The sequence below is a fragment of the Vibrio hibernica genome (assembly GCF_015223435.1).
Taxonomy (GTDB): domain Bacteria; phylum Pseudomonadota; class Gammaproteobacteria; order Enterobacterales; family Vibrionaceae; genus Vibrio; species Vibrio hibernica.
Genome location: NZ_VHKO01000019.1, coordinates 1 through 25,860, shown reverse-complemented (window position 1 = coordinate 25,860; position 25,860 = coordinate 1). Strand labels below are relative to the sequence as shown.

Genomic DNA, 25,860 nt, shown 5'->3' with positions numbered 1-25,860 from the left:
TATTCTAGCCTAATTTGTTCTAGATCAAGTGAGGTTCGCTTATGTGGAAAACCACAGTAGAGCAAAAATTACCCATTAGAGAGAATACCTCTTAAGAGCTAGTATCACCAAGGTAGATTCTAATGGATAAAACGAAACGTCGATTTTTTAGTGGTATAGGTGCTATCACCGCAGGCGCTGCCATCATTCCTGTGACCAGTGTCGCCGCGACACCCATTATTCGCAATAACCAAGAACCTGATCGCCAAGGCATGAAAGGTAAGCGTTATGCGATGGTGGTTGATTTGCGTAAATGCATTGGCTGCCAAGCGTGTACTGTGGGGTGCAGTATTGAAAACCAGGCGCCAATCGGCCAGTTTCGAACCACGGTTAAGCAATATGAAGTCACTTTAGATGATGGTTCAACTGCAACCAAACAAACTAAAATGTTTACTTTGCCGCGTCTTTGCAACCATTGCGAAAACCCACCTTGTGTTGCTGTCTGTCCGGTTCAAGCTACTTTTCAGCGTGAAGATGGCATTGTCATGGTGGACAACAAACGTTGTGTTGCCTGTGCTTATTGCGTGCAAGCTTGCCCTTATGATGCTCGTTTTATTAATGAAGAAACGCTCACCGCCGATAAATGTACTTTTTGTGCTCATCGTTTAGAGCAAGGTTTACTGCCCGCTTGTGTCGAAACTTGCGTGGGTGGCGCTCGGGTGATTGGGGATATTAAGGATCCAAACAGTGAAATTAGCCGTTTATTAGCCGAGCATAAAGATGACATTAAAGTATTGAAGCCAGAAGAAGGCACCAATCCTCATGTGTTTTACATTGGTTTAGCGGCCGAGTTTACCTCTCATATTGGTAGCGGAAATGTTGACGCTAGAGCCGCGATTTACGATCCGGCTGAAGTTCACAATAAAGGAGCGAACTTATGAGCATTACTGAAGTATTAGTTCCCATGCAAGATGTCGCTTGGCTGCCGTGGGCGGTGCAATATTTTTTCTATATTGGTAGTGCTTATGCGGCGGCAATTTTATTTTTAATTAGCTTAGTGTTGCGAGATAAGACCAGCCATCAACTGAGAGCATCATTCGCATTATGTTTAGCCATTTGCGCCATTGTTGGCCCATTAGCTTTAACCGCTGATTTACACCAACCCGGCCGAGCATGGCATTTCTTCACTCATCTAACATCGTGGTCTTGGATGTCACGTGGCGCATTATTATTGCCGTTATTTTCAATGCTGTCTGTTGCGGCGGCGTGGTTGTATTTACGTCCCGATATTGATCAATTAGAGAAAAGCGAGCATAAAATTGTACGTTTATGCTCAATGCTAACGCTAGGAAAATGGCAAATATCCAATCGATTAATGATAACGGTGGCGGCTATCACCGTGCTTTCTGGTTTGTCGATTGCGATTTACACCGGCATGGAGATTGCGGTGGTGGCATCACGCCCAATGTGGCATCAGCCTGCTTCGCCGATAATTTGGTTTGTCACGGCTTTCTTTGGCGCCATTGGATTTAGTCTGTTCATTTTAAGTTTCTTATCGAGCAATGAACCAACCCAAACGTTAACGTCAACCGATGTTAGTTTATTAAAACGCAGCGTGGTGATCTGCTCGGTGTTATCACTGATTTTATTACCAATTTGGGTATCCAATGGTGCGTATATGGATTTACTTCATTACGGACAATGGTTCGCCAATTTATTGCTGATGATGGGCGCATTCGCCGCGTGCTTGGTGATGTCGTTATGGCTTTTACGCGGTCATCAATTTAAGCGTATCAGTTTGTGGGTTGCGAGCGCGTTAACCATTTCAACGTGTTGGTCGATTCGTTGGATGACTATGATCGAAGTGCAAACATTGCCAAAGTTTGATGTTGGCCCTTACCCCTACGATGTGCCATGGGGCGCACCGGGGATTTTAGGTGTGGTTGGTATGGCCGGATTATGGTTATTACTGGCGATGATATTAACGGAGATCGTCTCCGCCAAGGGAAATCAGCCTCAATTAATGGCAGTAGATTCAGGAAAAACAGCATCAAATTCATCACAACCAGTAAGAGGTCATCATGGATAATAAACGTCGTAAGTTTTTAAAATCTGGTCTTGCTGTTGGTGGTGGTGTTGCATTTGCTGCCGGTTATGCCTCTACCGCTAAACATACTGCAGAGGGTATTTTAGAAGGTACATCGGGTGAAAAAACCAAACATGCGCATTTTGGTAATTCATTAGAGCCAGAATACTACGTCAAAAATGGTAATTTGATCGCCAATGATAAACAACGAGTTGCACCTTCGATGTGCTTTGGTTGCTATAGTTTATGCGGTGTGCGTGTGCGTATTGATAACGAAACGGATAATATTTTGCGCATTGCGGGTAATCCGTATCATCCGCTTTCGAGTGAACAAAAAATCCCATTCGAAATGCCAGTTAAAGAGGCATATTTGTCGCTAACGGGTGAGGCGGGCATTGAGGGTCGTTCCACTGCTTGTGCGCGTGGCAATGCCATGATGGACGTACAAAACAGCCCATATCGCGTGACTCAACCATTAAAGCGAGTGGGAAAACGTGGAGAAGGGAAATGGCAGCCAATCAGTTTTGAGCAGTTGGTTAAAGAGGTGGTGGAAGGTGGTGATTTATTTGGTGAGGGTCACGTCGATGGCTTGCAAACGATTCGCGATCTTAAAACACCATTGGATGCGAATAATCCAGAATATGGTCCATTAGCTAATCAGCTATTAGTGACCAATGCGACCAATGAAGGGCGTGATGATATTTTAAAGCGTTTTGCCTTCAATAGTTTTGGCACGCGAAATTTTGCCAATCATGGTTCGTATTGTGGTTATGCATTCCGCGCCGCTTCGGGGGCTTTTTTACATGATTTGGATAAATTCTTACATCTCAAACCCGATTATGAACATGTGGAGTTTGCTTTGTTTATTGGCACTTCGCCAGCGCAAGCGGGCAATCCATTTAAGCGCCAAGCTCGTCAATTAGCCAAAGCTCGTACACGTGATAATTTTGATTATGCGGTGGTGACGCCAGTATTGCCAATGACATCAAGTTTAGCTGCTGGTCATAACAACCAATGGGTATCGATTAAACCAGCCAGTGATTCGGCATTAGTTTTTGCCATGATGCAATGGATGTTTACCTATGATCGTTACAACAAGGATTACTTAGCTCAGCCAAGTGCCGAAGCGATGAAAGCAGCCGGTAATGCTCATTGGTGTAATGCGACACATCTGGTGATCACCGAGATTGGGCACAAGCGTCAAGGTTCGATGTTACGAGCATCCGATATTGGTTTACCTTTTGATGGGCAAGCGCATTCAGACAGCGATCCTTATATCGTAATTGATGAAGCATCTGGCGAATTGGCGGTCAACACTCAAGCTAAGCCTGCGCGTTTGTTGGTAGAACAAAGTGTTGAAACCAAACACGGCATGTTGCAAGTGGCGTCTTCTTTGCAAAAATTAAAACACAGCGCGTTTGAACACAGCATGCAACAGTGGAGCGAGTTGTGTGAAGTGCCGGTGGAGAAAATCATTGAGCTAGCGGATAAATTCACTCGCCATGGTCATAAAGCGGTGGTGGATACCCACGGTGGCAACATGCACACCAATGGTTTTTATAATGGCTACAGTATTTTAATGCTCAACGCTATGGTGGGAAATATTAATAAAAAAGGCGGCATGATGGCCAAAGCGGGCGGTTGGCCAACCTCTGGCGCGGGGCCTCGTTACGATTTCACCAAGTTTACAGGCAAAGTTGCGCCGACAGGGGTGTTTTTATCGCGTAGTAAGTTCCCATATGAAAAAACCACGGAATACAAAAACAAAGTAGCCGCAGGGGAGTCCCCTTATCCAACGCGCGCACCTTGGTATCCGATTTCGGCGCCGTTATTAACCGAGCATTTAACTGCTGCGATTGATGGTTATCCGTATCGTTTAAAAGCGTGGATCAACCACATGGGTAACCCGTTATACGGCATTCCTGGCTTGGTCACTTTGCTTAAAGATAAGCTGAGCGACCCAAAACAATTACCTTTGATAGTATCGGTCGATGCGTTTATTAATGAAACCAGCGCCATTTCTGACTACATCGTGCCTGATACCGTCACATATGAAAGTTGGGGAATGGCAGGGCCGTGGCATGATGTTCCAACTAAAGCTGTCACGGCTCGTTGGCCGGTCGTTACACCGCGCACCGAAAAAACGAAAGATGGTCGTTCAGTTTGTTTAGAAACCTTTTTGATCGATGTGGCGAAAGCGATGAATCTAGGCGGTTTTGGTGATAACGCGATTCAAGATGCACAAGGTAACTGGCATGGCATTCACTCTGCTGCTGATTACTATCTGCGCAGCGCGGCGAACTTAGCCTATATTGCTGGTGGCGCGCCGAAAGCGTCTGCGGAAGATATTCACTTTTCTGGCCTTGATCGCTTATTGCCGGAAATGCAAAGAGTTCTCAATGCAGAAGAGTTTGCCAAGGTGGCCTTTATTTATGCGCGTGGTGGTCGTTTTGAGAATTTATCAGAAGCTTATAAAGGCGATTTGATGAAATATCAATGGCAAAAACCAGCAGCAATTTGGAATGAAAAATTGGGCACATCACGCAATACCATGACCGGTGAATTGTATTCAGGTTGTCCGACTTGGTTCCCGCAGAAATTGGCCGATGGCACACCAATGGATAAGCAATTTCCAAAATCAGAATGGCCATTTACGTTAACCAACTTTAAATCGAATGTGCACAGCGCAATATCAAACCTATCGCCACGTTTAAATTCAGTTAAAGGGGTGAATCCGGTTTATATTCATCCGCTTGATGCCAAAAATTTTGGTGTTAAAACGGGTGATGTCTTTACGGTTGAAACACCAACTCGATCACTAGAAGCGATTGCCATGATTGTCGATGGTATTCGCCAAGGTACATTGGGGTTCGAGCATGGTTTTGGGCATACCGAATTAGGTGAGCGAGCGCATTGGATTGGAGATAAGCAACAACCAGTGAAAGTGAAAACCTTCGGTGATGGCGTCAATATTAATGATATTGGTATTATCGATCCTACGCGTGAAGGTAAAGGTGTATTGCTTGATTGGGTGGTGGGTTCAGCCGCTAGGCAAGCAATACCCGCTAAGATTACATTGAGTTAAGCTTAAGCAAGCCGGTAGAAATGAAATGGGCAGCCAAGTTGGCCGCCCATCTTTTTATTTTTAGAAGTGGCGTTTATTGGGCAACTTTCTTTTTTACCCAGATTTCATTGACCCAAAGTGAAAGTAAGATCACCGCGCCACCTAACGCTAGGCGAGTGAGATCGACATCGCGGTTCCAAATAAAAATATTGACCACTAATCCTGCTGGTACTAATGCATTGTTCATTACCGCGAGCGCGCCAGCATTCACCATGCACGCGCCTTTATTCCATAAGAAATAGCCTAGGCCAGAAGCAATCAATCCTAAATAGATCAAAATTCCCCATTGCAGATTGGTAGTTGGAAGTTTGTCAGTATGCCCCAGCAATAAGAAGGCAATGGTGGCGACAATAAACGCCCCAATATAAAAATAGCCAAAGATCACGCGTTGTGGCAATTGAACGCTTTCTTTTTCCATTACATATTTATAACCGACTTGTCCAATCGCAAAGCATAAATTCGATGCTTGTACTACCAAGAAACCAATCAAAAAGTTGTCGTTAACGCCTGAGAACTTAATGATGGCGGCACCGAAAACGGCAATGGCGGCAGTGATTAAATACCAAGGCGAAAACTGGCCCTTAAGTAAGTCATAAATTAAGGTGACATAAAGCGGAGTAAATACGGTGAATAGCAATACTTCTGGTACGGAAAGCAATAAGAAAGATTGATAATAGAAACAATACATTAAGCCGAGTTGTAGGCCACCAATCGCCATGAGCTTTATCATTAAAGCGCGAGGGATCCCTTTGAATCTTAAGAAGGGTAAAAAAAGCGCACCCGCGAGGGCGATACGTATCCAAACCGAAAACCAAGCATCCACTTGACCGGAAAGATAAACACCGATCAAGCTAAATGAAAACGCCCACAATAAGGTGACCGCAGAAAGATAAAACATGACGAATTCCTGTAAACCAAAAGTAATTCTCCAAGTTTACCTTGATCTAAAATAAAATCAGCCTAATCTTCGCTTTCTTTTATCTTGGCGTTCGGGTTATTTAGTCCTCCAGAGGCACGATCAGCATATCGACCGGAGAGTCATTGATCATTTGTCGAGACGTTGAAAGTAGTTTGCTCCAGAAATCTTTGTGATGCCCACACACGACTAAATCAATATTAATCTGTTTAATAGCATTGCGAATTTCATTACATAAGTCGCCACTAGAAACAATAATCTCACTGACAGGGTAGTCGAGTGCTTGCACTAAAGTGTGTATTTTTGCTTGGGCTGCTTCCAGCATCGCATTCTGGGTTTCAGCAAAATTGATTTCCATAAAGCCGGTGTACATATCGGTGAAGTTCACATCAATATGGACCAGAGAAAGCTGTGCATTTAAAGCGCAAGCAAGCTCAGCGGCTTTTTTAGCTAATACTTCACTGTCTTCAGATAAATCCACTGCGACTAAAATATGTTTATATGTCATATCAATCTCCAATACATACGATTTTATAAGTTTAGGTCTAAACTCATAGTACGCCTCAATTTTAAAAAAAAATAGATGCAGTGTCACAATCGTTACTTAGATATTTTTCTTATTTTAGATAGTTAGAATGCTGATTTTTCAATAGGTAAGTAAAAGTAATGGATTTGTCACAGCGGGGTTTGAGCAACATGATATAGTGGTGCTAGAGCGTCAATATTCATTAACGTAGGAGTTTTTTATGCTGTCAAAAGCGATGATCGATAATTTAAATGATCAAATAAATCTGGAGTTTTTCTCATCCAATCTATACTTACAGATGAGTGCTTGGTGTGAAGACAAGGGCTTTGAAGGTGCGGCAGTATTTTTACGCAAGCATGCCGTAGAAGAAATGGAGCATATGCAACGTTTATTTACTTATGTTAGCGAAACCGGTGGTTTACCGATTTTAGGTGCGATTGATGCACCAAAACATCAGTTTAAAAGCCTTGGTGAAGTGTTCCGTGAAACCTACGAGCATGAGCAAATGATTACTGACCGAATTAATAAATTGGCCCATGCCGCTTTCACTACGCAAGACTACTCAACCTTTAATTTTTTACAGTGGTATGTTGCAGAGCAGCACGAAGAAGAAAAATTATTCAAAGGTATTTTAGACAAGCTAGAATTAGTTGGAGAGGACGGAAAAGCGCTCTTCTTTATTGATAAAGATCTAGCAGAGTTAGCTAAACAAGGCTCATCTTCTGTGATGGCAAGTTCGACTACCGCTTAATTTCGGTATCGAATGATAAGATAAGGACTGATTGTCTTTTTCTTCTCTCATCACAAGACGGTGTTTGGAGGGAAAGATGATCAGTGCTGATACTTTACTTATTGCGTTTACGCTCGTAACCGCTATCAATCTGGTGCGATACCTAACCGCACTTCGCTCACTCATTTTTATTATGCGAGAAGCACACCCATTGCTGTATCAGCAAGTCGACGGGCGAGATTTCTTCCATACTAACGGTAATGTTTCCAAGCAAGTACGCTTATTCCACTATTTAAAAAGCCGTGATTATTTAAATCACTACGAACCTGTTTTTATCGCTAAGTGCGCCAAAGTCCGTGACTTGTTCATGTTATCGGCTGGTTTACTTGGGTTGACGTTATTGATGGCTTTTATTGCTTAGCTGATATTACCAATATACTTTGTCTCCCATCATTTAAGGATGTGCTAAAATCGCGCATCTTTTTTGTGCGGTAGAGTAAGTTATGAGTAATCATTTTGATGTTGTGATCATTGGTGCTGGTGCGGCTGGGTTGATGTGCGCAGCGGAAGCGGGAAAACGTGGCCGAAAAACCTTAGTGATTGATCATGCTAAAAAACCGGGACGTAAAATTTTAATCTCTGGTGGTGGTCGCTGTAATTTTACCAATTATGATGTTAGCGCCAATAACTTTGTTTGCCAAAACCCACACTTTGTAAAATCAGCTTTATCGCAATACACGCATTGGGATTTCGTTAGCTTGGTGTCTAAATACGGCATTGAATTTGAAGAGCGTGACCATGGGCAATTATTTTGTCTATCCGCTAATGATGAAGATAAGAACCCAGCCAAAAACATCGTTAGTATGTTACTTAAAGAATGTGATTTTCCCCATGTATCACAATGGTATCGCTGTGATATTCAAGAGATTAAAAAAACAGAGACGGGATTTTCCTTCCACTCTATTTCGAGCAATAAAGAGCAAACGGGTGAAATCACTTGTGAGTCTTTGGTGATCGCAACCGGTGGTCTTTCAATGCCAAAACTGGGCGCAACCCCGTTTGGTTATCAAGTGGCGGAGCAGTTTGGTTTACCAATCGTGTCAACCAGTGCTGGTTTAGTGCCTTTTACTTTGCACAAGGAAGATAAAGAAGCGTTTGCTGAGCTGTCTGGCATTGCCGTTCCGGCAGAAATTACCGCGCAAGATGGTACGCTGTTTAAAGAAGCCTTACTGTTTACGCATCGTGGTTTGTCTGGCCCATCGGTGCTGCAAATCTCTTCCTTTTGGCGAGCAGGTCAAACGGTCACTATCAATCTTGTTCCTAATGATGATGTGCTTGAATTACTGACACAATCACGAGAAAAGCATCCTAACCAAAGCCTTAAAAATAGCCTGTCCAAAATATTACCAAAACGTTTAATGGAAGTGTTTATTGACCGAAAATTGTTAAATGACAAACCACTTAAACAGTTTACGCCTAAAGAGATTCAAGCCGTTGTTATTCAATTAGAGCAATGGCAAGTACTACCCAATGGTACAGAAGGTTATCGCACCGCAGAAGTCACTTTAGGTGGTGTAGATACCAATCATCTATCCTCTAAAACCATGCAATGCAAAGACATCCAAGGTTTGTATTTTATCGGCGAAGTGGTAGATGTAAGCGGTTGGCTAGGAGGCTACAATTTCCAATGGGCTTGGAGTAGTGGTTTTGCTGCTGGGCAATGGGTCTAGTCATGTGTAGAGACAATAAAGTTTGCCCGTAAGCATTAAAGTTTGCCCGTAAGAGCATTTTCAGACAATAAAGTTTGCCCGTAATGAGGTTGTTTACTATGCTTTTAGGACATGAATTTTATTGGATTTAACTATGCCTCGTGGACGGAAGTTAGAATCGCTACAAGACTTTGAACGTGCTTTGAAGAATAAATATGGAATTGGTCAAGGCCCAGAGTATAAGCCTTGGCTGAGGATTCAAGATGTAAAGTCTAATGGTGTGCGTTCATTAATCTATGGTCGAAAAACACATAGAGAGCACCATATGATGTCATTAATAGAGTCAGAGCTATTTTATTTAGCTGAGTTTTCAAATAATGTCATCGATATCAGAGAACAATTTCCGTTACTCCCTCTTACCTATACTCAAAAAATAGCAAAGCTACTTGGGGTTGAGCATCCTAAGCATCCTAAAACAAAAGAACCCATTATCATGACAACGGATCAGTTGCTCACGATCGACTCCTCTGAAGGTATCAAATACCATGCAATTTCTGTAAAGCCTGAGGGTGATTCGGGAAATTTGCGTGTACTAGCAAAAATTGATATTGAACGTATTTGTTGGGAATTACTTGGGGTCAAATTTAGTTACTTTACTGGTAATGAATTAACGAGAGTTCAGAGCAGTAATCTTGAATGGGCAGCATCACCTTTTAGAGAGCATCCTATAAGTTTTTCTTGTGAGCAAATCGATAATGCTCTATCCACAATAGTCGCAGGACAATTTTTTATTGAAGATCTTTGCAATCAGTTAGTTTCAATGAATATTACCTCTTATGATAACGCTTTACTGTTAATTCGTTTTCTCATTGTGGATAAGTTTATTGATGTTGATCTATCTTTCAATATTCCCGAATCTGGTCTAATTAATATTAAGTCTGTTACTAAAAGTCAAGGGAGTATCTAATATGGTGCTTCCTAGGAATAGCGTTTGGAATGTGAATAATTCGAACTTGGTTGAAGATGGGCTTTATCGTCTATTGGATATCATTCAGGATGTTGAGTCTGTCATCTTATTTTCGCTTGGCAATACTTCTGCGACAGTAAGGCCGATAGCTGTTTCATTAGAAAGTTTCACAGAGCTTGTATCTAGTCGTAAAGCTAAAAGGTCAAAATATGAATTGCCGGCTTATCTATTGATTGACGAAGAAAACATTCCTAATGAGTATATTGTTCGTCGAGATAAGAATTATCATTTAGTAAAAAGCATCATATCAGATAGAACCTTTCTTTTTGATTATGCGACTAAGAAACGCTCACCTCAACTTGCTGAGTATTCCAAAATAATTAATGTTGATCGTAAATCTTTAGCTCGGTTACTTACTACTTATTGGAGGAATGGACAAGATAAGATGGCTTTGTTACCGGCATTTTCAAACAGCGGTGGTGCTGGGCAAGATAGAGTGCCAACAACGGTACCATTAGGCGCTCCAAAACAACCAAGAACAGTTACTGTTGATAGAGCTGTTAAATTTATTGTAACTGATGTCGATAGGACCAAATTTAGAAAAGCGTTAAAGAAATATTATCTTAAAGAGTCAGGACTGACTCTATCAAAAACCTATAAAAACCTATTAAAAGATAGCTATTCGAAAGAGATAAAATTAGCTCAGGCACAAGAAAGGTTTCCTTGTATACCAACCTTGAAGCAGTTTAGTTATTGGCGGAAAAAATTGCTTACTAAAGATGAAATTATTAAACAACGAATGTCAGAAAATGATTACCTTAGAAATAAAAGGGGGGTTTTAGGTAGTGTTACAGACCGGAGCTACCTACCGGGATCTCATTTTGAAATTGATGCTACCGTTGCTGATGTACATATAGTTTCTGAGCTTGGTTCTCAATATGTTTTAGGTCGGCCGACGATTTATATCGTTGTTGACAGAGCCAGCCGCATGATTGTTGGTATGCATGTCTCGCTTTATCATGCTTCTTGGCGTGCTGCTAGGCAAGCATTAACAAATAGCTTCTTACCTAAATCAATTTATTGTAAAAGTTTTGGGGTGGATATTGAAAATTCAGAGTGGCCCTGTGCTCATATCCCTACAGAGTTGGTTTGTGATAATGGGGAAATGATAGGAGTACAGGCGAATAAAGCTTTGACTCCGATGACTCGATTATCATTTACTCCCCCATATAGGCCTGATTGCAAAGGTGTTGTTGAGAAGCGATTTGATATTATCAACAAAGAATTACTTCATGAGTTACTTGGTACAACTAGAGGCGGTCTGGTTGTTCGAGGTGCTCGAGATCCTAGAAAAGACGCAATTTATACACTTAAAGAAGTTACAGCTGAAATAATAAAATCAGTACTGGAGCATAATCGATCTATTCTTGATGATTTGGCTTTTTCTAGTCCCTTACTTATTGAGAATGACCTGTCACCAACACCATTGAATTATTGGAAGATACATGTAGCAAAACATATGCATGAACTTCAATCAGCTAATCTTGATGAAGTTATTGCTCGATTGCTTCCCTCCGCTGAAGTAAGTATGACGAGAAGTGGTATATATTTTAATAGAATGTATTACTCATGTTCAGAGGTTGAGGAGCTTAATTTGGCATCTGTCGCTAGGTCATCGGGGCGTTGGCGGCTAGAGGCTCGTATTGATGAAAACACAACGAATTATATTTATGTTCGTTTAGATAGAAATAAAGGATTTGTTCGATGTGACTTATTACCTCGTAGTCGAATGCTAAGTGATAAATCTATGTTTGATGCAAACTTTATTCAAGATTGGTTAGATAATAAGAATGAGTTAACACCAATATCAACATCCTCCATTGATGATCATAAGCACAGGCAAGAGGTGACCCGACAAGCGAAACGTAGAAGAGACGGTGAAGCGAAAGTTTCTTTTAGGGAGAAATCTCATAACACTCGGCAGAGACGAAAAGAAGAGTTAGAAGCAACAACAAACAGTGCAACGACTTCGAAAACAGCCATTATTAATAATATACCGACCAATTTACCTTCTGAAGATAAAGTTATTCCATTGCCAAAAGGTAGAAAAAGAAAAACCAGTGGAGATGGGATGTGAGAACTGAGAAAGCAGTATATCAAGATGCAATTTTACCTGAACATCAGGGCAATCCACTTATTGAAGCTCTTCCCATGAAACAAGGATGGGAAAATGTGATGGGATCGTTTAGTAATTATCCTGATTACTCAGAAGAAATAGCCGAACATCCCGATCCATTAATCCGTGATGAATACTTAAATCGTATTGAAGAAATTAGGCAGCCGTTAACCGATTATGAAGCATGTTTTAGAGCAGTAGAGAGAGCGATTAAAAAAGGATATTCCGCCAAGAACCCTCTTAGCCCCACAACGGCTCAATTTTTACATTATTTGGTTGATGAAAAACCGAATATAGAGCCGCGGACAGGTTTTTTTCAACCTAAAGGGGATGGACTTACCCTTATAGGCGAAAGTGGAGTAGGTAAAACTTCAATGATAGAGCAAGTTCTGAATTACTTCCCGAATGTTATTGAGCATGAAACTTATCAAGGGCAAGTATTAGAGTTCAGAAAACAAGTTGTTTGGATAAAAGTTGATTGCCCTAGTAACTCAAGTGTTCGAGATTTATGTGAAGAGATCCTATCGACACTAGATTTGACTCTTGATAGAGAAAAAACCAAGGCGGCAAGAACGATAGGAGCTTTGATACGACAGTTAGAGCAGTGCATGAAGTCAAGCTTTATTGGTATGTTAGTAATTGATGAAATGCAGAATCTAAAGTTTAAGAGAACGGGTGGGGAAAATAACTTATTAAGATTTTTACACAGGTTGGTGAATAAGCTAGGTGTACCACTTTTTTTCGTAGCAAACCCTCCTTTTGAACAATCATTATTTAAAGAGCTTAAAGCGGCCCGACGAGCAGAAAGTGGCTATCACCATACTATGTCAGTATTGGCTCGGGATAGTGCTTCATGGAATGCGTTTGTAGAGCAATTATGGCAATACCAGTGGACTAATGTTTACACGGATTTAACCGACGAATTAAATGATGATCTTCATACGCTCTCTGTGGGCAATATTGATATGGCAAGCCGTACCTACAGAGAAGCGCAAAGATTACTTATTGGAACTCACGATGAACGCATGACATCTACAGCATTGACATCTGGTAATGCTGTTGCTTGTGGCCTTTCAAGGCAGACAGAGGAGGTTAATGAGCTCAAAATGGTAATTTCCTTACCTAAAGGGAAGCAACGTAATGTTCATCGTGTAGCAAAAAGCACAATAAAAACTGTAGACAAAACAGGGGATATTATGAAACCTCAACATCCAGAATTTGCTTCACAGTTAATTGAATTGGTAGGCTCTGTCGATTTATTGAGTAGAATTAGGAACCCAGACCTTTGTCAACAAGCTAGCGAAGCAAATAACCCTATTGATTATCTGAGGGCGAAAAAGTTAATGCTGGAAAATCCACTTGAAGAACTATAATTAAAGCATGATTGGTTTGATAATAAGGTTTTCATGCAATTACCAAGTACACTCCCAGATGAAACCTTTCATAGCCGAATTTGCCGCCATTTTAGTTATAGCGGCTTAACGACGGCACAATATTTAGAAAAGATACTTGGTAATGAAAAATCTACTTTTCATCCTTATTTTGTCGGTGACCTAAGTAGAATGGCTGTCCTTATTAATGAGTATCCTATTGATATCATTAAGTATCAAAGTCTTAACTCTTTCTTTTCTTATTTTCTACCTAAATATAAGAATATAATTAATGATTCAAATGCCAAGGTCTCTCAAGTGATTAGAGCTTGCCAAGTATCCACGTTTCGTGAACGTGAACAATTAAGTATAAAATTCTGCCCTCAATGTGCAAAAGATGAAATTCAAGAATTTGGTGTATCGTATTGGCATTGCTTACATCAAATTTCAGGTGTTGAAGTATGTAGCAAGCATCATGTGTGGTTGATACATAGAGCGCTCCCAGAGCGAAGCCACATAAGCAATTACTTCTTCCCAAGTGAATATGCTGAAACTAAAAATTGCTCACCATTAGCCTTTGAGTTTGTAAATTATTGCCAAAGCGTATTGAATCAAACCCGAAATGCAGAGCTAAAAGTCCCCTTCAACTATAAAGAAATAATGAAAGATTGTGGGTTTATCACATTAAATGGGAGTATTAGACGGAAGACTTTAAGTGCAGAGCTGTATTACTTGGCACAGCAAGTGTTACCAAGGGGGCACCTTTTGCTGCCTCGTAGTAAAAGCGATTACTCATATTGGATAGAGACGTTTAAAGGGAGCTTGAATCAACCGCCCTTTAAGCATTTATTGATGAGTTTTTATTTGAACCATGTAGCCACGAGACAACTGTCATTACCATTAGCCACTGAACCTACACTTTCAAAAGATTTAGCTCTAGAAAAGTCTTGTTGTGACTTATTATTACGTGGATTTTCAATGGCTGATGTTGGGAGACAGATTAATAAAAGTCGATGCTATGTAAAATCCGTTGCATTAAGGAATAAAATTCCTGTAAATCTTAAGCCAAAGATTATTACTGAAGAATTAAAGGTTGATGTAATAGCGCTAGCGCGGAAAGGCTTTCACAGAAAAGTGATTGCGAATAAATACAAAATATCAACAGGGAGCGTTGAACTTATCATATCAACGACTAATGGGCTTGTTGAATGGCGAAGGAAATGCAAATGCCAATCTACGTCTCGTCGGTATAAAACTATAATTCTTCGCTACATATATTCTAATAGTCATAGCCTTAGAAAAGATGTAAAGAATGCCTGTGAGGCTGCTTTTTTCTGGTTATATCAGCATGATAGAAATTGGTTAGAGGATAACTTGCCGAGAGCCACAAAGACAAAACATGTAGATAAAATCAATTGGGAACAATTAGATGTAGAGCTTGCGGAAAAAGTGATTGAAATTTTGAGGTGCAATTCAAAACAAATAAGCAGAAGCGAATTAGATAGGCAATTAGGAGGGCATGGTTGGTTAATCTCGAAGAAAGAAAAACTCCCTAAAACATTGAATATTTTTTTATCTTATAAATGGTAATTGTCGTGGTCAACTAAAATTGGCCACGATATTAAAGCTGAATTGCATTTTGACCTGAGCATTTTGCTCGATGCATGGGGCTACCCACCGATTGATCGTGATGAAGTGTATAAAGAGATTTTTGGGCAGGCTGAGAATTTTAAGTGCAATGTGGCATAGGTAATGGGATAGTGATTTATTTATTTTTAAGAAATGCTCGGTAGTATTATGAATCTTAAGCATTTTGAAGATGAATCAGTTCATAGTTGGATTTTTCGTAATCTAATTGTCGAAGGGGAAATCGACTTTTCTACCATTCTTACCTCAGATGGGTATTGGTATAATAATGCCACCTTTCTTAAGAAATGCCCAGAAAGAATGGAGGGTATTGATGATGTTGAATTAATTCGATTTCTTCGATGTTCAGGAATGGCACATAAATCAGCAGGATTCTATGACAACCCTGTAGACTATTTAGATAAAGTTGAGAATATCTTTTATCCTTCATTAAAACGGGTACCCAAATCAAGTAGTTACGGCCCAATTCCTATTAGGTTTTGTCCTGATTGTATTTCAAGATCAATTAAAGAATATGGTTGTGCGTATTTTAAGTGGGAGTGGCTGGATGGAGTTAATTGCTCTGTACATAATACACTTCTTAAACAATTAAGTAGGTCTAAGCGGAAAAACATTGTTTCGACTATATCGAAAGTTTTAGCAGCCCATGAACTAGAACCAACGATGATTTGCAGCCTTAGTTTGGAATATACAAAAGTCCGTATTAGCAGTTATAGTTCTGCGCAACTACCTTTTCATATCATGCCTTGTTTTCTGTCTAACTTCCATTTTTGGGCTACAAGATGGAGGGAAGATCATAGTCTTGGGACTGATTTTTATAATTGGTATTATAAGAACAGAAGAAGAAAGCCTATATCTCGTGAATGCTTGCAGTGGGTTTTTGAAAAATATATGGAAGAATTCCCAAAGAAATCGAAACAATACATTTCAGAGTATGGAGAAGTTACCTGCGTTAAATTTGGAATAAATGGACCAGGTTTACTTTCTGAAAAGTTGCTCAAAAGCAGAAAATATAATTGTTCTTATTGTACTAAATGGACCAGTTTTGGTGAATGTCCAGCAAGACCCATAATGGTTGTTGGATTAGACTCTAGACTTCAGACGAATTTAGAGAATCCATGTGATTTTTTCCTACAGCATGGGTTCCCATATTACCCTCGTAGGTTAGTTGATTTAGAACCGAAAACAATTGATTCTATTTTCGAATCGATAATGGGGCTCGATAGGAGTAGCGGTCGCGTTTTACCTAAAGTCAATACATTATGAGTGGAAGATAACAGGGCTATTTGATTCATTTATGTACGAGTGGAGCAAAGCCGTATTTCTCATAGTAAGCGTCAGTATATTTATGGAATGGGAATCTTCCGAATTAAAATCTGGTTATTAATGTTAAAGACACTGATAACGTTAATCTCCAAAATGAATTGCAGTGATCTAGATATTTATAAAGTGAATGGTTTAATGATTGGGTTGCACGAATATATATCACAGGAAGAGTAAAACAGACCCACATCAATGACGTCATGGTATTGAATATCCGATACACAATACGGTTCAATGTATCGGTTTTTCGATACGCCATACGGGTTTAAACAAAGGAGGGGGGAGAAAGTTTATTTGGCATATCGGCGTCTTTTAGTTGTGTTATTTACCCATATCATTTCTGCCCCAAAGCTTGTCTTAAAGCAGCTCATACCTTACAGCCGGTAACTCACTATGCTATAAATCATCTAATGTTACTTTCAATCGAGGAGCGAGCCATGAGCCGTAGACCACTTTCAGAAAAAGAACTGCTTGAGGATATTACACCCAAAACAGCACACGCTGATGAACTCGCGACTACAAATGAAAAAGATTGGGGATCTTATTCTGAAGATACGGATAAAGCAGAAAGCGATTTTCTTGTTCAAAGAGACGATGCTCTTAACGACACCCGAATGGAAAAAATGCTAAAAATGGCTGAACGCTTTAACAAAAGCGGGAGTGTCGATAGGGAAACTCTCATGAAAGTTAAAGGACTTACTGAATCGGAAATACCGTCAGAAAACGAGTACAGGATGGTTTTAAAGAGGATTGAAACCATATTCGATGCTGAACCAGGCACACCCGAAGGTGACGAACTTGAAAAGCTAGTGACCTGGGTGGAAGCGTATGAAGAAGAGCACTACCCATTTTAAGATAGTTAGCCCTCTGCTGATTCATCTTTGCCCCAAAGTCATTTAAGACTTCAATTTTCAAAATAGTCAGTGGTTCACTTTTTCCATATATTTTCTAATCTGAAATGAGCTTTTTAGAGTAGCTACCCTAAAACATTTTTTTCCAAAATACTTACTTAATATAAGAATCTAGAACTTTAAGTACCACTTGCATGTCGACTTCACGTTGTTCTTTATCATCTTCGAGTACAACATGCTCGAGCAAATGTCCTTTAATTACTTCTCTCATCAAGCCATTCACAGCCCCGCGAATCGCTGCTATCTGTTGTAAAACATCTTGGCATTCATGCTCTTGTTCTAGCATTTTTTTTAGCCCATTTACCTGACCTTGTATTTTGCTTACACGAGCGTTGAGCTTTTTCTGATCTTTGGTTGTATGTGACATAGCTTGTCTTCTTATCATTACAGGTGAGCGATTCTAACCATAATGTAGCACTAACATTATACTAGGGGGTAGTATTTAATACTGGGGGGGAGTATGATTTAAAGTAGTTAAAATAACCCACAGAGAATAAAAATGGATTTTGTCGCATTACTACAGCAAGGCAACGGGTGGTTTTTTATTCCTAGTGCCATCTTACTTGGCGCTTTGCATGGTTTAGAGCCCGGACATTCTAAAACAATGATGGCAGCCTTTATTATTGCAGTGAAAGGAACGGTTAAGCAGGCAGTAATGTTAGGATTAGCTGCGACACTTTCACATACAGCAATTGTATGGCTAATAGCCTTTGGCGGTATGTACATTAGTCAGAAGTTTACGGCTGAAGCGACTGAGCCATGGATGCAACTGGTATCGGGTGCCATTATTGCTTCAACGGGTTTGTGGATGTTTTGGAGAACATGGAGAGAAGAGCGTGCTTGGCATGAAGCTCATCATCATGATCAAGAATGGACTACCCAAGTTGTCGATACAGGTCATGGGCACATTTCACTCTCTATTGTTGAGGAAGAGGATCGTCAACGCTTTCATTTGCGAACACTCGACGGTAAACCTTTAACGGCGGAAAGCGTTAACATTTCAGTTCCAAACATAAATGGTCAACCAACTGAGACTTATCATTTTGTTGAACGTGAAGGATACTTGGAGTCAGTCTCTTGTATTGAATCTTTTGATAGTTTTTCAATTATAGTGAGTATTGGACATCACGATCATTCTCATGATTTTGCTGTACATTTTAATTCTGAAGCTCATCCACATAGTGAAGCTGAAACAAAGGAATATCAAGATGCACATGAACTTGCCCATGCTCAAGATATTCAAAAACGCTTTGAAAACAAAAGTGTGACCAATGGGCAAATACTTCTCTTTGGTTTAACCGGTGGCTTGATTCCATGCCCAGCAGCGGTCACGGTTTTACTTATCTGTTTACAACTTAAGGAAATGGCACTTGGTGCGACCTTGGTTGTATCTTTTAGTATTGGTCTTGCATTGACCTTAGTAACCGTTGGTGTTGTGGCAGCGATCGGTGTGCAAAAAGCGACATCTAAATGGAGTGGTCTGAATGATTTAGCGCGTCGAGCCCCCTATTTGTCGGGAATATTGATTATAGCAGTAGGTTTGTATATGGGCATTCATGGCTATTCTTCATTGATGAATTAAGTAAGTTATAGCCTCTATGGAATTGATAACGTAGGGGCAATTTTTTATAAATATGTCGAATGGTGTATTTTCACTGTGAGCTTAACGCTATGAAAAAGCAGAAAAATCCTTGCATCGATGTCTGTGATTTCTCAACATGTAAAGGCTGGTGTTTGGGATGTGGAAGAACACGGGAAGAATGTAAAAAATGGAAAGTATTGAAACCTTATAATCTGAATATCCTAAAGAAAGAACTCCCAAATAGGTTATCACAAATTAAAAAAGGGCAAGGCAAGTGAAGTTCATTGCAATACTTAAAGTTATCCATATTTTCCTAAATTAGAAAAAACACTAATTCGTTTATGTCCATCTTCGAGTTAGCTGATGTGGCTAGCACAGAGCTGCCACATTCTTAGTTAGGACTGAAATTTTTCTCAATACATTAAGTATTCTTCTGAAAGGTAAATCGTCTTCTGTCTCGTTCTGTATGTCTATACAGTTATAATTCGATTTTTTAGTAATAAGCGGTTTTGTGTGAAAGCGAGAACTTATGCTTAGATGTGATTTGACAGATTTCATTATAAAACATTGTTAATTAACAATAATGTATAAATATTGAAAGTTCATCCCTGTCACAACTAGCTCGCTAACCCCAATTCTCGCTTTCTCCATCGCATAAAATCGGCTAAATGCTTTTAAAAAACCGTTGTTAGAGTATCTTATAGTAATAAATGAATTGATTAGCAGCGATCGTGTATAAAATCCCTTCGGGTTTATTTAAGTTTCTTGTTAATACACTGTTACACGGCAGCTGAAACGGCTGTGCAATCCCCAAAAAATAACAACTGAGGCGAGTATGGGATTTTGGTTATTAGTAGGAGGCGCAGTAATTTTGTACTACGTCATAAAAGCAATGGCAACATCCTCAAAACAGCAAGCTCATAAGAATGATAGATCAAGTTCCGAAAATGAAATTCGTGTAACTATGACTACAAGTAATCGGGTGGTTGCGAACAGTAATCGTGATGATGGCGGCGATCTAGCCACCTTCAGCATTTCTTATGGCTATGAAGAAGAAAAAAGCAAAAACAAAACGCCGGGGAAATGGATAAAATCCGGTCAATCCATCACCATAAAGGGACAAATATTTACGGGTGGTAATTTTTATTTTGGTGGAAAGCTCAGTTCATTTGATGAATATGGAACGGAAGCCTCATTAGTTGATGATTCGCTAAAAATTGAAAACAAGCCTTCAAGTTATGAAGATGAAAGTTTAGGATATTGGCCTAAATTTATCTCGCTCACACCTAAAGGGCGTGGTGCTTTCCTTAGTTGGCTATCCGGCAATAGAAGTGATCCAGAGACACCTTTGGGTTATGTGTTTATTTATTTCTATGGTCTTGAAAGGCGCATTACTGTTGATTCAATTAAACAGGCAGTGGATGACACTGAATTCAAATCGTTGTTTGACGAAATTTTGCGATTAAAAGGGATTTACGGCAATAGTCGTTCATTTTCAAATTATTCCACTCGTCTTCTAGAGATTATGTGTCTATTACGACCTCACGTAGTATCAAATCCAGAATTTGAAAAAACACCTCAAAGAGATTCACTGTTATTCAGACATCGCCTTGCCACTACGGTAAATGAAGGAAAGCCGGTTTCAGCTGAATTGGCATTGGCATGGATTCGGTTTTATCCGGATTATAATCTGAAGAAACCGGCGCGGCGTTGTGGCTATGAATTCAGCCAAATGTTTACACGCCTTTATAGCAAAAAATATGGGGACGGCATTGTCGTCAAACCCAATAAAACACGATTAAAGATTGAGTATCATCCCGCTAGTTCTTCCTTACGTGGTATATCGTTTCCTCAACAGGATCTTCCCGACCCAAGTAACTTGAAAGGCCCTGTAAATAAACTTATTGCCATTGCAGATGAATGTACGGCCGAATTAGATGCTTATAGTCGCTATCTTGCTAAGCCCGATACGTCCCGCACAGATATTGAAGCCGTACTGTTACTGCCAGACGATCTTGGTGATATGGGCGCTACTCTAGGATTAGGGAAGTTTAAGAAATGGGCGGATGATGCCATATCAACAAAGAACGGTCTGGTGAATGTCGAGGCGTTCTGGATATATACCAAATCACCTTTACCTGCCAAGATCAACAAAAAGGAAGCTGAGTTAATTCAGAATCTTGCACAAAAAGCCGGTTACGGCATAGCACCCGATACACGTTACCACCATGCTAAAATAAGCGTAGATGGTAAGCTGGTTCTATTTTATGAAGGACATGGTAAATACTTTGAGCCCTCCAAAGCATTTAGTGAAATGGGAATGGCACTGCGTCTAGGAGCTATGGTTGCCACGATTGATTCACATGTGGATCAGGCGGAATTACATTTATTCACCCAACTCATTGACCACGATACTAATTTATCGCCTACCGAGAAACGATCACTACATGCCTATCTGGTATGGAGACTTAATACACCTTCAAATGTCACGGGTTTAAAAGCCAGAGTGGAACTGCTCGGAAAAACAGAAAAAGCTGCTGTTAGCCGCATATTGGTCAGTGTTGCGATGGCTGATGGAAAAATTGATCCGGGAGAAATCAAACAGCTTGAAAAGCTCTACACCTTACTAGGACTAGATAAAGCCCTTGTTACTGGAGACATTCATAGAATGTCATCAAGTAAAGTGGGAGTACGACCCGTCAACCCTCAATCAGAAACTATTTCGCCAGCTTCCACTACATTCCAACTTGATGAAAGTATCCTCGCAATACATGAATCTGAAACCAAAGATGTACAAAGCATGTTAGGCGCTATATTTGTGGAAGACTCACCCGAAGAAGAGTCTGATGACTCAGCTATGGATAACTCTGTAGTAGAGGAAGAAGCCGGAATTGATAAACCGCATTATGCTTTATTTGAAAGTTTGATACGAAAAGATAAATGGGCTCGTGAAGAAGTGGAAGCACTATGCCGTGATTATGGCCTAATGGTTAGCGGAGCATTGGAAACTATTAATGACTGGTCATTTGAAAAAGTGGATGCAGCTGTACTTGAAGAGGACGGTGACGCTATTTATGTCGATCAGGAAATCGTAGAAGAGATAGAAGGTTAAACCTATGGAAAAACGTATCCGATTAAAAGAACGTGACGCAATCATTCAATCATTGAAGTCAGGCGTGACCCCTAAAATTGGGATTCAGCATATTCAGGTAGGGCGAAGCAATGAAGTCAAAGCGTTGTATAAGGACATTGAAAGAATCTCTCAAGGCGGCGCAGCATTCAGGCTCATCATTGGTGATTATGGATCAGGAAAAACATTTTTTTTGAGTGTGGTACGTTCTATTGCTCTTGAAAAAAAACTGGTTACGGTCAATGCGGATCTTTCGCCGGATCGGCGTGTGCACGCCTCTTCAGGGCAGGCACGTAATCTTTATTCCGAGCTTATGAGGAATCTGGCTACCCGTAATAAACCGGATGGAAATGCTTTAGCTAGTGTTGTAGAGCGTTTTGTAACTCAGGCTCGTAAAGAAGCAGATGAAAAGAACATTGATGTTTCAACAGTAATACATCAAAAACTGGCGTCCTTGTCAGAATTGGTTGGCGGATATGATTTTGCAAAAGTCATTGATGCTTACTGGAATGGTCATGAGCAGGATAATGAAGAGTTAAAATCAAATGCCATTCGTTGGTTACGTGCTGAATACACTACTAAGACAGATGCGAGAAGGGATCTTGATGTCAGAACAATTATTTCAGATAACTCGTTTTACGATGCGTTAAAGCTTATGAGCCTATTTGTTCGTCAAGCGGGTTATGAAGGTTTGCTTGTTAACCTTGATGAGATGGTCAATCTTTATAAATTAAGCAGTACACAAGCACGTACATCTAACTATGAGCAGATTCTTCGGATGCTCAACGATTGCCTTCAGGGGTCGGCTGAATATCTTGGATTGTTATTGGGTGGAACACCGGAGTTTTTATTAGATCCACGCAGAGGATTATATAGCTATGAAGCACTGCAATCCCGTTTAGCTGAAAATAGCTTTGCGCAACGTGCAGGTGTTATTGATTATTCATCTCCAGCATTACATCTAGCGAGCTTAACACCAGAAGAGCTTTATATTCTCCTGAAGAACCTGCGTCATGTATTTGCCGAGGGTGACACATCAAAATATCTCGTTCCAGATGATGCACTAAAATCATTTCTTCATCATTGCAGTCAGACTATTGGGGATGCCTATTTTCGAACACCGAGAAATACCATCAAAGCGTTTTTGGATATGCTGGCAGTACTAGACCAAAACCCTTCTATGCAATGGTCACAGTTAGTTCAATCCATTGCTATTGAGGATGATCGTCCAAGTGATACAGATGAGATTATGGTGAATGAAGAGACAGGCGAAATGTTGAATTCTGATGGACTAGCTGATTTCAAATTATGATAGAGGAATATCAGCGCCTTGATAAGCGTGTACAAAAATGGTTATTTAATCAGGGATGGCCTGATTTAAGAGAAATACAAAAACGGGCAATTGGACCTATTCTAGCCGGTGACAGAGATGTTTTGATTAGCGCATCAACGGCCGCAGGAAAAACAGAAGCCTTTTTTCTGCCAGCATGTAGTGCAATTGCCGAAGAGGAAAACGGCTTTGGTATTTTGTATATCAGTCCTTTAAAAGCATTGATTAACGATCAATACCGCAGACTAGAAAGTTTAAGTGAAATGCTCGATATGCAGGTTACGCCGTGGCATGGTGATAGCCTCCAATCCAAAAAGAAGAAAGCCAGAAATAATCCTTCCGGCATTCTTCTTATTACCCCTGAATCCTTGGAGTCACTCTTAGTCAGAGAGCCAGGATGGGTTAAGCAATCCTTCACCTCACTCAAATATATTGTCATTGATGAATTTCATGCGTTTATCGGAACAGAGCGAGGTCAGCAGTTACTTTCTCTACTTACCCGCCTAGAGCATATTACTGGTCGAATCTCTAATCCCATTCCACGGGTTGCGCTAAGTGCGACACTCGGAGAGCTTGAAAAAGTACCGTTATCTCTCAGGCCGAATAAAAGTCTGCCTTGTGAAACCATTACCAGTAGTCAGTACCAAAGCATTATTAAAGTTCAGGTTAAAGGATATTTAGAACCGATAGACATCATGGCAGATGAAACACGAACCTCCGCCGAACAGCAGATTTGTCAGGAAATTTATACACTTTGTAGAGGCGACTCACATCTAGTTTTTGCGAATAGCCGAAGCCGGACGGAAAGCATAGCTGCGCAACTAGGTGACTTATGCGAACAGCAGGTCGTACCGAATGAATTTTTCCCTCATCATGGCTCATTAGCTAAAGAACTTCGAGAAGATTTAGAAGCAAGATTGCAAAAGGAAACACTGCCAACTACTGCTATTTGTACCATGACATTAGAGCTAGGTATCGACATTGGGAAAGTGAGTTCTGTTATTCAGGTTACTGCTCCACATTCTGTATCAAGTTTACGTCAGCGGTTAGGTCGCTCCGGCAGAAGAAATTCACCATCTATTTTACGAATGCTTATCGCTGAAAATGAACTTAGTGATAAATCCAATATAGTTGATGGTCTTAGATTAGAGTTGGTTCAATCACTAGCAATTATACGGTTACTCATCGTAGAGAACTGGTTTGAACCGGCAGATACAAAGCAAATGCATCTCTCTACCTTTTTACACCAGATTCTTGCTGTAATTGCGCAATGGGGAAGCGTTAGAGCAGACCAGCTTTATTCTTTATTATGTGAGCAAGGATCGTTCAAAGAAATATCAATTCAGCACTTTAAACAATTATTGTCCCATATGGGGACAGTTCAACTGATACAGCAGTTAAATAGCGGTGAATTAGTTTTGGGAATTGAAGGCGAGCGCCTTACCAATTCCTATACCTTTTATGCTGTCTTTAAAACACCAGAAGAATTTCGCATTGTTGCAGGAAGTAAAACCCTCGGAACGCTACCCGTTGATTCACTCATTCTTAAAGATCAACACATTATATTTGGTGGACGTAGATGGAAGATCACTGATATTGACGATGAAAAGAAAGTTATCTACGTGACTTCTACAAAGGGTGGTAAACCCCCTAAATTTAACGGTAGTGGCATGTCGATTCACGACAGGGTTCGACAAGAGATGTTACGTATCTATCGCTCTGGTGACTATCGCATTGAAGTTGGCGACCAGAAAATAGATTTTTTGGATAATCTCGGAAGTCGGCTATTTAAAGAAGGAGCATATCTTTTTAAAGAAGCCAGCCTTGAGAAACAACCTATCTATCAAAGCGGCAAGCATTGTTATATTTTTTCATGGATGGGCGATAAAGTAGTTAACACGCTTACTGTTTTGCTTATTAGAAGTGGATATGTATGCAGTAATTTTTCTGGGGTTATTGAAGTGCAAAATTCGAATGCGGATGACATAAAAAATTGCTTAATAGATTTAGAAAATGATGTATTACCGAATGAAGCCGAACTGTCGAGAACACTTTCCATTCAGCAAAAGTTAATTGAAAAGTATGATGAGTATCTGCCTGAAGAGTTGCTAACCGAGGGGTACGGGAGAAAAGCTTTTAATTCTATGGGTACGAAACAATGGATATTAGGCAGTCTTGTTTGAGATTTCGATTCAAAAGCGTATAACAAGTTGCTGCACGCGGAGAAATTACTCGCTGCGCTCCTAATTTACCGGTGAGCAAGGCGTTACTTTCCCACATCAACTAATCCGTAATTTACTAAATTAGTAAAATCGATACCTCAAAATTGTCCAAAAATGTGTTTGGAAGTGATC

At 40.3% G+C, this 25,860-nt stretch carries 21 protein-coding genes; 18 read left to right on the top strand and 3 right to left on the bottom strand.

The features are described 5' to 3' along the window. Positions 1–122 precede the first annotated feature (122 nt). Genes dsrO through FH976_RS09035 form a run of 3 tightly spaced genes read left to right on the top strand, consistent with a single transcriptional unit; the run spans position 123 to position 5,150 of the window. The gene (dsrO, locus tag FH976_RS09045) at positions 123–920 is read left to right on the top strand and encodes a sulfate reduction electron transfer complex DsrMKJOP subunit DsrO (RefSeq protein ID WP_194090544.1); all 798 of its coding nucleotides are present in this window, start codon (positions 123–125) and stop codon (positions 918–920) included. Beyond that, positions 917–2,068 (top strand): NrfD/PsrC family molybdoenzyme membrane anchor subunit, encoded by a 1,152-nt coding sequence (gene nrfD / locus FH976_RS09040; protein ID WP_194090543.1) that lies wholly within the window; start codon positions 917–919, stop codon positions 2,066–2,068. Before dsrO ends, nrfD begins: the two co-directional genes overlap by 4 nt. After that, complete coding sequence (locus tag FH976_RS09035) at positions 2,061–5,150, top strand: tetrathionate reductase subunit A (protein ID WP_194090542.1); 3,090 nt, start codon at positions 2,061–2,063, stop codon at positions 5,148–5,150. The genes nrfD and FH976_RS09035 overlap by 8 nt, the downstream gene beginning before the upstream one ends. Before the next feature lie 73 nt (positions 5,151–5,223). Here FH976_RS09035 and FH976_RS09030 read toward each other — a convergent pair whose 3' ends face one another. Beyond that, the gene (locus FH976_RS09030) at positions 5,224–6,087 is read right to left on the bottom strand and encodes a carboxylate/amino acid/amine transporter (RefSeq protein ID WP_194090541.1); all 864 of its coding nucleotides are present in this window, start codon (positions 6,085–6,087) and stop codon (positions 5,224–5,226) included. A gap of 100 nt (positions 6,088–6,187) precedes the next feature. Next, complete coding sequence (locus tag FH976_RS09025; RefSeq protein WP_194090540.1) at positions 6,188–6,613, bottom strand: universal stress protein; 426 nt, start codon at positions 6,611–6,613, stop codon at positions 6,188–6,190. A 238-nt stretch (positions 6,614–6,851) separates the two neighbouring features. Between FH976_RS09025 and ftnA the strand changes: the two genes are divergently transcribed. From ftnA to FH976_RS08975, 10 genes are all read left to right on the top strand, one after another. After that, positions 6,852–7,382, top strand: a complete 531-nt coding sequence (ftnA, locus tag FH976_RS09020; protein WP_194090539.1) for a non-heme ferritin — start codon at positions 6,852–6,854, stop codon at positions 7,380–7,382. A gap of 76 nt (positions 7,383–7,458) precedes the next feature. After that, positions 7,459–7,782 carry a universal stress protein UspB gene (gene uspB, locus FH976_RS09015; protein ID WP_194090538.1) on the top strand — a complete coding sequence of 108 codons (324 nt, stop codon included), beginning with the start codon at positions 7,459–7,461 and terminating at the stop codon, positions 7,780–7,782. A gap of 82 nt (positions 7,783–7,864) precedes the next feature. Further along, on the top strand, positions 7,865–9,091 hold the full coding sequence (locus FH976_RS09010; RefSeq protein WP_194090537.1) for a BaiN/RdsA family NAD(P)/FAD-dependent oxidoreductase: 1,227 nt from the start codon (positions 7,865–7,867) through the stop codon (positions 9,089–9,091). Between the two features lie 133 nt (positions 9,092–9,224). After that, positions 9,225–10,037: a TnsA endonuclease N-terminal domain-containing protein gene (locus FH976_RS09005; RefSeq protein WP_194090536.1), complete on the top strand. Its 813-nt coding sequence runs from the start codon at positions 9,225–9,227 to the stop codon at positions 10,035–10,037. A 31-nt stretch (positions 10,038–10,068) separates the two neighbouring features. Further along, a complete protein-coding gene (locus tag FH976_RS09000) occupies positions 10,069–12,174 on the top strand; it encodes a transposase (protein ID WP_324187420.1) in 2,106 nt (701 codons plus the stop codon). Then, entirely contained in the window at positions 12,171–13,586 is a 1,416-nt protein-coding gene (locus FH976_RS08995; RefSeq protein WP_194090534.1) for an ATP-binding protein, read from the top strand. The genes FH976_RS09000 and FH976_RS08995 overlap by 4 nt, the downstream gene beginning before the upstream one ends. A 33-nt stretch (positions 13,587–13,619) precedes the next feature. Then, positions 13,620–15,173: a TnsD family Tn7-like transposition protein gene (locus FH976_RS08990; RefSeq protein WP_194090533.1), complete on the top strand. Its 1,554-nt coding sequence runs from the start codon at positions 13,620–13,622 to the stop codon at positions 15,171–15,173. After that, positions 15,174–15,332, top strand: a complete 159-nt coding sequence (locus FH976_RS16155; RefSeq protein WP_194090532.1) for a type I restriction enzyme endonuclease domain-containing protein — start codon at positions 15,174–15,176, stop codon at positions 15,330–15,332. A 48-nt stretch (positions 15,333–15,380) separates the two neighbouring features. Next, positions 15,381–16,496 carry a hypothetical protein gene (locus FH976_RS08980; RefSeq protein WP_194090531.1) on the top strand — a complete coding sequence of 372 codons (1,116 nt, stop codon included), beginning with the start codon at positions 15,381–15,383 and terminating at the stop codon, positions 16,494–16,496. 494 nt (positions 16,497–16,990) lie between these two features. Further along, positions 16,991–17,407, top strand: a complete 417-nt coding sequence (locus tag FH976_RS08975) for a hypothetical protein (protein ID WP_194090530.1) — start codon at positions 16,991–16,993, stop codon at positions 17,405–17,407. Positions 17,408–17,558: 151 nt separating this feature from the next. Here the strand turns inward: FH976_RS08975 and rcnR are convergent, their stop codons facing one another. After that, positions 17,559–17,831, bottom strand: a complete 273-nt coding sequence (rcnR, locus tag FH976_RS08970; RefSeq protein ID WP_194090529.1) for a Ni(II)/Co(II)-binding transcriptional repressor RcnR — start codon at positions 17,829–17,831, stop codon at positions 17,559–17,561. 132 nt (positions 17,832–17,963) lie between these two features. Between rcnR and FH976_RS08965 the strand changes: the two genes are divergently transcribed. From FH976_RS08965 to FH976_RS08945, 5 genes are all read left to right on the top strand, one after another. Then, entirely contained in the window at positions 17,964–19,046 is a 1,083-nt protein-coding gene (locus FH976_RS08965) for a nickel/cobalt efflux protein RcnA (protein ID WP_194090528.1), read from the top strand. 89 nt (positions 19,047–19,135) lie between these two features. Continuing rightward, the gene (locus FH976_RS08960; RefSeq protein ID WP_194090527.1) at positions 19,136–19,324 is read left to right on the top strand and encodes a DUF1289 domain-containing protein; all 189 of its coding nucleotides are present in this window, start codon (positions 19,136–19,138) and stop codon (positions 19,322–19,324) included. A 557-nt stretch (positions 19,325–19,881) separates the two neighbouring features. Beyond that, positions 19,882–22,158 carry a tellurite resistance TerB family protein gene (locus FH976_RS08955; protein WP_194090526.1) on the top strand — a complete coding sequence of 759 codons (2,277 nt, stop codon included), beginning with the start codon at positions 19,882–19,884 and terminating at the stop codon, positions 22,156–22,158. A gap of 4 nt (positions 22,159–22,162) precedes the next feature. After that, the gene (locus FH976_RS08950) at positions 22,163–23,488 is read left to right on the top strand and encodes an ATP-binding protein (protein ID WP_194090525.1); all 1,326 of its coding nucleotides are present in this window, start codon (positions 22,163–22,165) and stop codon (positions 23,486–23,488) included. Then, entirely contained in the window at positions 23,485–25,689 is a 2,205-nt protein-coding gene (locus FH976_RS08945) for a DEAD/DEAH box helicase (protein ID WP_194090524.1), read from the top strand. Before FH976_RS08950 ends, FH976_RS08945 begins: the two co-directional genes overlap by 4 nt. Positions 25,690–25,860: the final 171 nt, after the last annotated feature.